The organism is Alphaproteobacteria bacterium 33-17 (assembly GCA_001897445.1).
Lineage (GTDB): Bacteria > Pseudomonadota > Alphaproteobacteria > Rickettsiales > 33-17 > 33-17.
In genome coordinates, this window is sequence record MKSX01000014.1 from 57,741 (window position 1) to 70,303 (window position 12,563).

6 protein-coding genes are annotated in these 12,563 nt (G+C 33.5%); 5 read left to right on the top strand and 1 reads right to left on the bottom strand.

The window, feature by feature from the left end:
- The first annotated feature begins 125 nt into the window (after positions 1-125).
- Positions 126-2,318, top strand: a complete 2,193-nt coding sequence (locus BGO27_06670; protein ID OJV15104.1) for a hypothetical protein — start codon at positions 126-128, stop codon at positions 2,316-2,318.
- Here BGO27_06670 and BGO27_06675 read toward each other — a convergent pair.
- Positions 2,313-7,619 (bottom strand): hypothetical protein, encoded by a 5,307-nt coding sequence (locus BGO27_06675; protein ID OJV15105.1) that lies wholly within the window; start codon positions 7,617-7,619, stop codon positions 2,313-2,315. The genes BGO27_06670 and BGO27_06675 overlap by 6 nt on opposite strands.
- 207 nt (positions 7,620-7,826) lie before the next feature.
- Between BGO27_06675 and flgI the strand changes: the two genes are divergently transcribed.
- Genes flgI through BGO27_06695 form a run of 4 tightly spaced genes read left to right on the top strand, consistent with a single transcriptional unit; the run spans position 7,827 to position 12,557 of the window.
- Entirely contained in the window at positions 7,827-8,930 is a 1,104-nt protein-coding gene (flgI, locus tag BGO27_06680) for a flagellar biosynthesis protein FlgA (protein OJV15106.1), read from the top strand.
- A gap of 3 nt (positions 8,931-8,933) precedes the next feature.
- Positions 8,934-9,236 carry a hypothetical protein gene (locus tag BGO27_06685; GenBank protein OJV15107.1) on the top strand — a complete coding sequence of 101 codons (303 nt, stop codon included), beginning with the start codon at positions 8,934-8,936 and terminating at the stop codon, positions 9,234-9,236.
- The gene (locus tag BGO27_06690) at positions 9,229-9,726 is read left to right on the top strand and encodes a hypothetical protein (GenBank protein OJV15108.1); all 498 of its coding nucleotides are present in this window, start codon (positions 9,229-9,231) and stop codon (positions 9,724-9,726) included. Before BGO27_06685 ends, BGO27_06690 begins: the two co-directional genes overlap by 8 nt.
- A 20-nt stretch (positions 9,727-9,746) precedes the next feature.
- Complete coding sequence (locus BGO27_06695; GenBank protein ID OJV15109.1) at positions 9,747-12,557, top strand: flagellar hook-associated protein FlgK; 2,811 nt, start codon at positions 9,747-9,749, stop codon at positions 12,555-12,557.
- Positions 12,558-12,563: the final 6 nt, after the last annotated feature.

Consider the following 12,563-nt stretch of genomic DNA (forward strand, 5'->3'; position numbering starts at 1 on the left):
AATCCAAAAAGTTATCTTAAAGTTGATGTAATCAATTTAATGTAACTTATAATAAAAAAATAGACTAAATAAAAAATTCTTTGCAGAATTAGTTAATATGGAAAAATTATTGAAAAGGCTATCTCATGAAAGATCTTCAAAATGCAATTCATTTATCAGATTATCAAAGTATTTTAATGTTATTAGAACATGGCGTTGATATCAATGGTGAGGATCCTATAACTAATTATAGACCGCTACATTATGCCATGTCTGTAAATAGTCTTGATATGATCAGGTTTTTGCATCGAAACGGCGCAGATTTAAATTTCACTGATAAAGACGGTCATAATCTTTTATTTTTTGCGGGTATGGATAAAAGTGGTGATATAGTAAAGTATTTACTGGAAAATGGGTTTAATCCTAATCTTGAAGATAAATCTGGCTTTACTCCCCTAACTGTATTGTTAAATGGATCAAAATTTGAACATGCGCAACTTTTATTACAACATAAAGCTAACCCAAATGTATTGGTGGAAGGAAGTAGTTTATTAGGATTTCTTGCAGAAGTATCTGGTCATGAGCTTGATATTGCTTTGTGTCTTGCGTATGGAGCTAATCCAAATTTAATTGATAATGAAGGTAAAACTCCTCTGGAATACGCAATTCAGGGTAGGCAAACTGCAAACGCTGCTTTGTTAATTGTGCGTGGGGCGCAATTTGAGCCTCTTTCAGATTCAAAACGTCTTAAGCTAAAAGAGATGTTAGGGTCAGAAGATATAATATATGGTAGTATTGAGTATGCTTTACCTCATATTGAGGTTTTTAACAACAAAATGCTGGAAATTCTTGCTGAGTGCTTTGAAGAAACAACAATTTTGTTGGATTGGGAATGTCAGTCTAAGGCAACTAACAAACCTTTGTTTCTTACAGTATTTAATAACATTAATGATTTAATTAAAGATTATTCGCGTAATAAATGGCATAATCTGCACAGTAATTATTATAAAAATCTTTTTAAAACAGCTGTGTTAAATTCAGACATTGAAACCTTGCAGACTTTATTACCAAATGCTCATGAAATGTTTTTCGAAGACAATAAGTCTCTTTTACATGTAGCTGCTAAGTCTGGTAATGCCCATGTAGTTAGTTTGATACTTGAATATGATAATAATGTAAATTGTAAGGATATATTTGAAAGAACACCATTATTTGACGCTATAGAAAGCGGAAACTTAGACGTGGTAAGAGTATTGGTGAATATTGGCAGAGCATGTGTAAATGAAGTTGATAACCTGGGATTAATGCCACTGCATGTTGCCTCCAAAACAAATAATAGAAAAATATTAGAATTTTTGATCGAAAGTGGTGCTTATATTGACATATCTAGGAATATGTTGTCTCCGATAGCATATGCAGCTTCCATAGGTAATTTGGCTAACGTAGAAATGCTCTTAGAGCGCAAAGCTTATATTGATACCGACAGCACATTGTCTCCTCTATATCAAGCGGTTTTATATAACCACAATGATATAGTAAAATTATTATTGAAAAGAAAATGTAGTGCAAATATCACAAATGAAGAAGGAAATACTTTGCTTCATATTGCTGTATTAAATTCAAATATTGATATAGTTAGTGAATTAATAACAAGTGGTGCATATTTAAACACCAGAAATAACCTGGGGCAAACTCCTTTGCATCTTGCTTGTAATCAATCTCAAGCCCCAATAATTTTAAAGTTAATAAGTAACGGTGCGGATGCTGTTATTTCTGATAATTTTCGTAGATTGCCAATTCATTACGCTTGTGAAAATGGTGATATTAGTACTGTAAACATACTAATCAATAGTGGATCTTCCTTTCAGATTCTGGATATTCATAATCAAAGTCCGCTTAATATTGCAATAAGAGCAAATAATTTGTATTTATCTTCCCTGCTAATTGCATATGGAGCATATATCACTTCAGATCTGGAAGAATTAACTGATGAATACAATATTAAAAAAATACTTAAGTCAGATCATCCGCAGCATGAAGCTTATCTAATGATCAAATATTTTATAGCAAATTATAATGCAGATATTATTTACTATAACTACGATAGATATTTTGGTTATAATAAAAGTTATGTAAATGAAAAGAAACAAACAATTAGTAATGATTGGAGAGGAACAGAGTTAAGATCATCAAGTTTTGTAAATTCGGTTTTTTATACAGATGAAAATCTAAGAAAATGTTTTATTATAATTAATAAATATTCAGATGAAATTATGGATAACCTTGAAATTGCTTTCAGTAATATATGTTCTTCCAGAAGGACGCTATTAGAGTTATAAACCACCAATTCCAGAGTTACCTTTATCGTTACCTGAGTTATTTATGGTTCTTGAAACAAATGAGCCGCGGCTTCTAATTTCTGCACCTGTTATTCCTACTACTTCTATTCCTTTTTTGTTTAGCTTAGAAGTATTAAGAACTTTTAAAACATCAGGACTTAAGATGATATTCTGAATTTTAAGTGACTCTACAAAGTTATTGGCTGCTTTTACACTTGTAAACCTCATAGATCCGTTTAGGATTTTCTCCTCAAACTGCTTTGCAATTTCAGTTTTGGAAGTATGAGATGCTAAAACTTTGATATCTTTAGCTGATAGAGTAGGGTATTCAGCCTGGAGTTTATTTTTTAAATCTTTATATTCATCTGATTGTAATCTGTATTTAGTACCTTTAAAGGTTGATTTTTCACCAATTAAAACATTATTGAAAACATTTGTAGCAATTGTAGCTCGATCAAAATTAATACCATCTAGCTTCATATTTTGCATAGGCTGGCTTATCGACAGATCTGAAAAATCACAGTTTTTGAGCCTTTGTATTGTACTGATTCTGTGAGGTGAGGTTTTCATAAGTTTTCTTGCGTACTTTTTGAAAACGTCAGCTCCTTCTAATTTTGTTTTAGCACCCTCTGGTATATCTTTATTAAGATCTTCGAGTTTTTTATTCATCATGATTGAAAACGCGATTTTTGGTGTAAATATTTTAGCAAAGAAATCTATAATTTTTGCTATAAAATTCATAATCATTTTTGCGACTATTCTAGAAAAATGCTGGGTTCTTGAAATATGTAATACTGCGCTTAAAGCTTTTGCTTTGTCAATGTCGCTTACTTCAATTGATTTGCTGTATTTATCGTAAATACTTTGATAAACGCCTAATATTTTTCCTGCATTAGAAGGATTATCGAGTATTTTAAATACATCATAAGAGTTAATTCCTCTTTGATTTAAGTAATTAATATCAGACATAAAGCCTGACACTATGCTTCTGGCGTTTTTATTATTTACACAAAGTCTGATTAATTCTTGTGTTGGATTAAGTTTTTTAGTTTTTGTATCTTTATCAGTTTCATGATTTTGAGATAACTCTTTTAAGAAGTTTTCAGTAAGCTTTAAATACCAGTCTGGTTCGTTTACATTAAACTTATATTTTTCTGATATAGAGTTTATTGATTTAAGAATAGGTAGTATTAATGGCTTAATAAACGCAGTTTGTGGGTTTTCTTCAGATAAGTTATATCCTTTAACTTTGTAAGATATTCTAGGATCTGTAAGAACCATTCTTGTAGTAATAAATGATATGTTTTCAAGAATTCTATTTTGCTCTGGTGAGTTGTTTGTATTTTCAATAAGTGCGATTGCAACTTTTGTAAGTTTAGAAATGGTTGCTTGGTTGAGTTCATGTGCTATGTTATCTTTTGTGAACAGGCTGATTAAGTCTTCTACGTCTTGTTTGAGTTCACCTGTTGCTGTTGTATGAAGCTTAGTTACTATATCTTCCAAAAACGGCACTAAATGTTTTTCAGCTTGTTGAGGTGATATTATTGTCAGCATTTTAATCGGTAAATCCATCTCAGCTGCGCTTTTATAGTAATAACCCTGGTTATTCACAAATTCATGTCTTTTAGCTATCATTTTTTTGAGTGAATTTGAAAATGACTTAACTTCATCAGTTAGAGATTTAGAGTTTATGACCATTCTTGCAACTTGTTCTCCAACTTCAGCTAATTCTTTTCTGGAATCTGCTGGCACATGAATCTCAAGGTCGCCAAATATAGGTATGCTGAATAAGCTGTTGCTTGGTGCTGCTTGCTCATTTGTAAGGTTTTCAGCGTTTGTATTAAACATGTTAGGTAAATTTGAACCTGATAAAATATCTTCATTAATTTCTGGTGTTGTTTTAACTTTAAACATTTTGCTAAGAAGTTTGATAGCATTTACTTTATAAACTTCTGCACTTGCATTATCATTAGATAAAAATTTCTGTGCAATTGATATCATACGCTCTGCTGTTACTTCCGCATCTACATAGGTAATAATTTTATTTGGATCGTTAGTTTGCATTGATTTAATTTGTTTAGTAACCAAAAACTTAAATAAATTATTATATTCAGCATTATTTGCGATATCTGCTGCGCCATTGTGTCTTAAAGTTTCAAATAAGTTGAAAATACCATCTGCTAATCTTTCGTTGTCGCCTGATAAAATATTTTGTAAGGAGCTATCAATTTGCTTAGCAACTGTCGGAGTCAGTACAAATCTGGTTGCGCAGTCTGCGATAACTTTCCCAAATGTCGAATAAATAGCAGTATGCTGAGGATCATCTTTGGGTATACTAAACAGGTTCATGTTAGAAAGTTGGAAACCAACAACCTGACCAATGAAATCAGATGATTGAAGTAGAACAGCATTATTATCATTTGAGTTAATCAAGGTTACAAGATTAGATACAGAGCTTGCAAATTCCTTAGTTTTATTTGAGCGAAGTATTCCAGGAACTTTATTTACCTGCTCTAAAATTTGTTTAATATTTTCTTCACTTGCAACTTTACTGGTTACAGCATTTTTAATAATTTTACTAATGTTTTGCTCAACATTCTCATCCGATACTTTAAATAAGGAAATTTCATTACTAAATTGCTTTTTAAAGATTTCAGCTGCTGCCTCTACTATTTGTTTTGTAATATTTTTATCTGATGCAGCTAATTCTATTCCAGAGGCTGCAATAACTGCTAAATGATTATCAAGCGTTTTTTGCTTTATTTTTAATTTTAGACCCAGAGTTTCTACATTTGCTATAGGTTTTGGTTTATCTGCATTTGTAACTACTACATCAAGTTTTACTTCTTTTTTCTCAAATGTTCGCGCTTCTAGAACTTTTTCTACTGGTTGTTCTGCTTTTGTTTCTTGTGGTCTTAGAGAGTCAACTTTTTGCCAAAATACTTTATCATCAAATAAAGAGGTTTCAATATTGGCAGTATTAGATTCGGCTATTCTAGGATTTGCCGAAACTTTAAAAAGCTTAGCGACATTTTTAATTAGCTTTTGTCTTGTTCCAGGAAGTTTGCCATCTTTTACATTTGAGAACATTGAGTACATAATATTATATATGCGCTCGGAAATTTTTTGTGCATCAATTGCTGTTTTAGCAAAGCCTTCGGTTTTTTGCTGATCTTCTATAACCTTTGTAATTAAATCTTTTATGAAATCCTTGTTGTCTGCAATAACTTTCTGTCCGCCAGCTTTACTAAAGGTTTCAAATAAATTAACAAGTGACTCCTGAAACTTCTCAGAATTACCTGACATTGCTTTTTCTACAACATCTATTAGTTCTTTCTTGTCATTAATATTACTTATTATCCCCAAGCCTGCGTCAGCTATAAGCTTAGCTACACCACTATTTCTTTTAAAATATTCAGGGTTAAGTGATGATTTTCCATTTTCATTAATGTATTTTGAGACATTAGAACTGCCTAAATTTCTTTTAACACATTCTATTTGAATCATCTGTTCAATAAGTTCTGGATTTTTTGCAACAATCTCTTTTAATTCAGGGTTATTGTATGCAAAACTTATAAACTCGCTAAAACTATCACCTATAGATTTTGTTTCGTTTTTTTCTAGGGAAGTTAAAAGATGATTTATAGCTTTAAGCAGAGGAAGCGGGTTTGTTTTTTTCTGAAGATTATCGCTAAAAGCTTCATCGATTACTTTTGATATGTTTTTAGTTAGTTCTTCTTTAAAAATTGGGTTAAGATTATTTATCTCTGCAATTTCAGTTTCGTAATATTTGGTAATTCCTGTGACAGCAGCACGTTTTAAAGGCTCTTTGTTTAAAGAAATTAATGTTTTTGCAGGTTCACCCATTTCAGATAAAATTTCAAATGATACAGGGTTATCAATCATAAGCAGGAAAAGACCGCCTAAGTAGTCTTTTTTATAAGCATCATATATATTTTTAACATTATTAATCGTAGCTTTTGCGGCTGAGATAGATGATAATGATTTAAATGCGACTGCAATGCCAGTACTTACTGTTTGCATTACGCCATCTATTTTAACTTCCTGAAATTGGTTTTGCGCTATTGTTTGGCATAAAGACCCAACAAAAGAGGCAGCTTTTTCGTTATTATGAAACATTGCATAAGCATCTTTGTGCGCGTCAAATCTGTTGATTCCCAGTTCTGCAAATTGACGTTGAAATGAATCGCTTAATGTAATAGGTAGATTAGGGTGCTGAAAACTTCCTGCATTGTCATTAAGGTAATTCTTAAGAAGTGACTTTGCAAATGGCATTTTTTTTGTTAAAAATTCTATAGTTTCTGGATTGGCTACCAGTCTTTGACTGCCATTAACTTTTGTTGATATATATAAATGTTGTCTGAGTTCTGGGTCATTTAGTGCTTTTTGTAAATCTTTACTCCAGCTGCGTATTATTTGCATGCCAAGTTCTCTGGATAAAATCTGATTAGGAACATTTTTAATTTGCATACTGTTAAATGCAAATCTTAGCTGGGCTTGCTTGTCAAGTTCGACATTTGGTTTTTTAGATGCATTTGTTACTGCTCTGTTAATGTCTGATATATCTCTTTTGATTACATCTTTTTTAGCTGCATCTAGCATTCTATCAAGAATTGGGTAGCCAGATATATCTAAGTCTTGTAATTTCTCACGGTTTCCAAGGGTTTTATATAAATTAGTTGCAGGTAACTCATTTAGAATTTCTTTAGCGCTAAAAACTTCGCCACGTAATTCCTGAGTTCTGTTATTTATTAATGATTCAATTGCGCCGCTATCTGGTGTTTTGTATAAAAATGATACAAAATAACCAGCTCTGCTTCTTGATCCTTCATATTTATCGCGCCCTTTTTTAGTAAGCTCGTATTTTTCAGCTATGGTATTCCCATTTGGATTTTTTAATGTTATAAAGCCTTCTTCAATCAAAGATGAAACTGATTTCTTGCTTTTATATAAATTATCTATTTCAGTATCAATTTTTTTAAGCATTGAGTCTATTTTGCCTTCGGCTATATCTTCAAGGCGACTATCAATTACGTCTTGAATAACATAGTCTTCATTCAAATATATTTTGGAATCTTCTATAATGTTGGCTAATTTTTCGCGAAATGCCTGTTTTTCTTCGTTTGAAAGCTTAAAGTTTATATTTTCTGTGGTTATAGTGCCTAAGATTGTATCTATAAAATCTTTCTTCTTAATGAGCAACTTAGCCGCATTTAGGATAGCAGGACTATCCAAAAATAGTCTTTTTAGCTCCTGTTGATGTTGAGAGTCTTTACTCATTTTCTTAACCTTGACAACCGATTGGTTACATAATTGTTAATATATTAATTTAATTATAACAAAATTTATAGTTGTTACCAAACTGAAATTTATTGCCTTATTCGATTAAAAGTTTAGTTTTGTAAGTAAGTATATGAATTATATGAAAATCTTCATTTTTATTTAACTTGGCATAAAAGTTGCATGAAGGTTTAAGGAGAGGGATTTATGAGAAAAACACTATTTATTTTAGTTCTTTTATTTAGCAATCTTGCAAAAGCAGGAGAGGCGAGAATTAAAGATATAGTAAGTTTTGAAGGTATTAGAGAAAACATTCTTGTAGGTTATGGTTTAGTAGTTGGTTTGAATGGTACGGGCGATAATTTAAATAACTCGGCGTTTACTCAAAAGGGTTTAGTGGACTTTCTAGAAAGATTAGGGGTAAACACAAGGGGCGCCAACCTGAAGACCAAAAATATAGCAGCTGTTACAGTAAGCGCAACGCTTCCGCCATTTGCAAGACAGGGTAGTAAAATTGACGTTCAGGTGAGTACTTTGGGTGATGCAAAAAGCCTACAGGACGGTACCTTACTTGCAACGCCGCTTTTAGGTGCTGACGGTCAGGTGTATGCGGTTGCACAGGGGCAGATTTCAATTGGCGGAATTCAAGGTACAAATGCGGATGGTACTAAATTCGCAAGAGTTGTTGTAACAAATGCAACAATAGTTAATGGCGCTATTATTGAGAAAGAAATACCATTTAAAATGGATAGTTTAGATAGAATTAAACTGGCGTTACAAAACCCCGATATTACTACGGCTAACCAAATAGCCGGTACTATTAATGTTGCAATGCGTCAGGATATCGCAAGGGCATCTGATCCGGGAACAGTAGAGTTATTTGTGCCAATTAAATATAAGCCAAACCTAATGCAGTTTCTATCAGATATAGAGCAGTTGGTTGTAGAAACAGATCAGGCCGCTAAAATTATAATAGATGAGGCGTCTGGTACTGTTGTTATGGGGGATAATGTTACAATTAGCCCTGTGGCTATTGCGCAAGGTAATTTGTCAGTCGTTATTAGAAGTCAGAAAGATGTTTATCTTCATGATTATCAACAAGATGAAGAGTTGCTCAATAAAAAAGATAATAGTGCGTTTAAGCCAAAAGAGGAAAAGGGCAATCAAATGATTGTATTGCCAAAAGGTACTACTATTGGCGAGCTTGTTGATGCGCTTAATGCGCTTGGAACAGGTCCTAGAGATTTAATTACAATTTTAAATACAATCAAGTCTGCAGGCGCTCTGCAAGCTTCAATCGAGCTGAGGTAACATATGATAGATGGTGTAAATCAAATTGTGAACATAAAAATGGATGATAGAAAATTATCCAAAGTTAATGATAAGTTGCAAGATACAGCGGAAGATTTTGCTCAGGTTATGATTAAGCAAATGCTCGATATAGCACTAAAGCAAGATGAAACAAACGAGCTTTTTTCCACGGGATATGGCGGAAAGGTTTATCATGACATGATGGTTGATGAATATTCAAAATTATTGGCAGAGCCAGGTAATTTTGGGCTTACAGAAATGATTCATGCCGAATTAGTTAAATTACAGGAGGTAAAGCGTGATTAATAATGCAGCTATAAATACTGGTAATGAAGAAGAGCAGTCGGGAATTGAAAACCTGAATAATATAGACAAGGTTATATTGCTTCTTGGAAAATTAAATGATTTGGTAAGATGTGAAAATACATTTCTAGATTTGATGCAGCTTGAAGAAGTTGAGAAGCTACAGCCTGAGAAAATTAAGCTTGGTAAATGGTTTCAGATTTTTGAGTCATATTTAAAAATCAATACAATATGGTTTAGTGAGCAGCCAGAAGATAAAAAGAAAAAATTACGTAAACTATATAAAGAATTTGATGCTGTAATTACTGAAAATCATAAAAAGCTTGAGAAGGCTATAGCTGTTAATGAATATATCGTTAAGCTGGTAGCCAGAGAAGTCAAGGTACTTCAGCAGAATGTAAGATACAATAGAGTAGGAAATGAAAAGATTGGTACAATTCTTGCATCTAATGATAATAGTGGTCTGGCAATTACATTAAATCACTCGGTTTAATGTTTTATTAGGAGGAGATTATGGGTTTAGGTTTAGCAGAGAACGCAGCTCTAACCAGTATGAAGGTGCATAAGAAGGCATTTGATACTGTGTCGGTTAACGTTGCCAATGCAAATAACGAAGATTACAGCGTTAAACAACTAAATTTTAAATCCAATATAGTTGATAACATTGGTGTTGGTGTTGAATTAGGACCTATAGTCAGAAAATTAGATGAATTTATTCAGGCAGAACTACGCGTTAATTATTCATCGTCAGGTAGTAAGGCTGCGGTTGATAATTATAATGAACAAGTGCAAATTTTGCTTGGTAGACCTGGACTTCCTGGGACAATAAGTGAAGCAATCGACGAATTTTTTAATACTGTTAAGATATCAACAACTACTCCAGAAATCAGACTTCAAGTTGTACAAAAAGCTGAGGCTTTAGCGCAAAAAATATCAGATGTTGCATATGGTCTGCAAAAGCTTCGTTATGATGCTGACAGAGACCTAGCGGAAAGTATAGATTTTGTTAACCAAAATATTACGCAGCTTGCTTCGATACAGCAGTCAATTTCAATTATTTCAGGATCTGCGGCTGACATTACAAGTTTATTAGATCAAAGAGATGCAACGCTTAATAACATCGCTGATTTAATAGATATTAAGGTTTATACAAATGAGAATGGTCAAAACTTTATTAGTGCTTCTGGTGGTGTTCCATTATTTGATACATTGCAATACAGAATTGATTATACCCAGGTATCTGAGGTAAGTGTTTTCCTTGAAAATCTTGCTTTAAATGATATTAACGTGGTTCCAATGGATGCACCTGAGGGTAGTAACAATGCTGCTATGACTCTGGTAAAGGGTGGCAAACAGGGTGAAGTGGTCAGTAAAATTAAAGATGGTAAAATTGCGGGTCTCTTAAGACTAAGAGACGTTGATTTTCCAAAAATGATCGATCAGCTTGATAATTTTGCGATAATGCTTAGGGATAAGATTAATGCCATTCATAATGATGGCAGTGGTATGCCCCCAGCAAATAAATTAACTGGTACTACATCTATAACAAGTAATGAATATAGGCAATTTTTTGGTCAGGCAAGAATTGGTCTTACTGATAATAATGGAAGACCTTTAACCAGATCTGACGGTTCAGCACTTAATGCGCTTACACTTGACCTGACCAAACTTGATTCTGGTATAGGTTCAGGAAGCCTGCAGATGCAAACGATAGTAGATGAAATTAATCAGTATTTTTATTATGATCCGTTATTATCTACTGTAAGCTTAGGAAACTTAGAGGATATTAGAATTGCTTCCCGCACTACAAACATGGTGGCAAATGGTATATTCGATTTTGACTTTGAAGTTGTAAATAATTCAACTGTTTCATCTATCTTTGAAGTTACTACAATAGATGTCTATGACAATACAGCTACTTTAGTTCCTGGTGCTGTTACAACGACATTGCCAATGAGTATGACCGTTGAGAATGGCGATAGAATAAGAACTAACGGAATATCTGCCAATTTTGGTGCTGGTGCTGGTGGTCCTTATACACTTACAGCAACTTTCAAAGTAACTGATATTGACGGAAATGTATCCACAGGTATAGCAAACTTTACAATTGATGACACACCAACAGGTGGACCTAATATAATGAATGACAGATACGTGGCAACATCTGTTGCTGGTAGTGAAATAACATTAAATCCTCCATCGAGTACAGTTAACTATGCGCTTGCAGAAATTGTTGATGAAGATGGTTTAGCGGTTCCAACAGGTAGCCCGGGCTTTTTAAGAATTAAAGGTCTAAGGCCAACAACAGGTATATCAATTGCAGAGCTTGATAGTCAGGAGTTTGGGTTTACATACAGTAACGGTTTAAAAGTTCCTGCAACTAACAGACGTTTCTCTCACTTTTTTGGCTTGAATAATCTGTTTGTGGATGACGGTACAAATAAAAGCGTCGCTGCAAGATTTGAAGTCGAAGAAAGAATTTCAACCAACCCTAACTTATTTAGTATAGGAAGACTAGCGAGATCAGCAAGTTACGTGACAAGTAAAATTGTCGGTGATGAAACATCCATATCAAATCTTGTATTTAATGCAAATCCGCTAGCAGGCTCAACCCTAACAATGAATGGTCAGACATTTACTTTTGTTGCTGCTGCAACCTTGCCCAACCACATACAGCTTGGAGCTTCACTTGCTGCTACAATGGGTAATATAACTGCTGCACTTAGTGGCGCAAACGCATTTACAAGTGGTACGGTCGATAAATCAACCTACGCCGATAACGGCTTTGATACACTTACAATAACTCACAGATCACCAGGAACAAGTGGTAACTATTTTACTTTCTCTCACAGTTTAATAGGTGGTGCGCAGGTTAGTATAAATAGCGGTGCGTTCCTTGCGACAAATAATGGCAATCTTATTGGCGGTACAGATAAGGGTATTAATTATACTGTAAATCCTAATAGTTATGAAATTAGTACTGGTTCATCGCAGGTAGCGCTTGATATTATTGGGGCAAGTATTGCGACTTATACTTTTGAAGCAGCGGGATCTTTACCAATTTTATCGACAACACTTGCAGGTTATGCTGGTGCGATAATAAGCTTTGCTGCGGTTGCGGCTAAAGATGCCAGGGAAACTTATGAAAAACAACAGGTTTTAACCGATGCATTTGATCAAAAACTTAGAGAAGGAAGTGGTGTAAATATAGATGAAGAAATGGCAAGAACGGTGGCATATCAAAATACTTATGTTGCTTCAGCTACGATATTTAGTACTACGAAACGTTTATTTGATGTCTTGTTAGATTCAATGAGATCATAGGGGGTT

What these genes read in the sequence shown, in the direction of transcription:
- BGO27_06675 (OJV15105.1), bottom strand. Translation starts at nt 7,619, where the DNA reads ATGAGTAAAGACTCTCAACATCAACAGGAGCTAAAAAGACTATTTTTG.
- BGO27_06670 (OJV15104.1), top strand. Translation starts at nt 126, where the DNA reads ATGAAAGATCTTCAAAATGCAATTCATTTATCAGATTATCAAAGTATT.
- flgI (OJV15106.1), top strand. Translation starts at nt 7,827, where the DNA reads ATGAGAAAAACACTATTTATTTTAGTTCTTTTATTTAGCAATCTTGCA.
- BGO27_06685 (OJV15107.1), top strand. Translation starts at nt 8,934, where the DNA reads ATGATAGATGGTGTAAATCAAATTGTGAACATAAAAATGGATGATAGA.
- BGO27_06695 (OJV15109.1), top strand. Translation starts at nt 9,747, where the DNA reads ATGGGTTTAGGTTTAGCAGAGAACGCAGCTCTAACCAGTATGAAGGTG.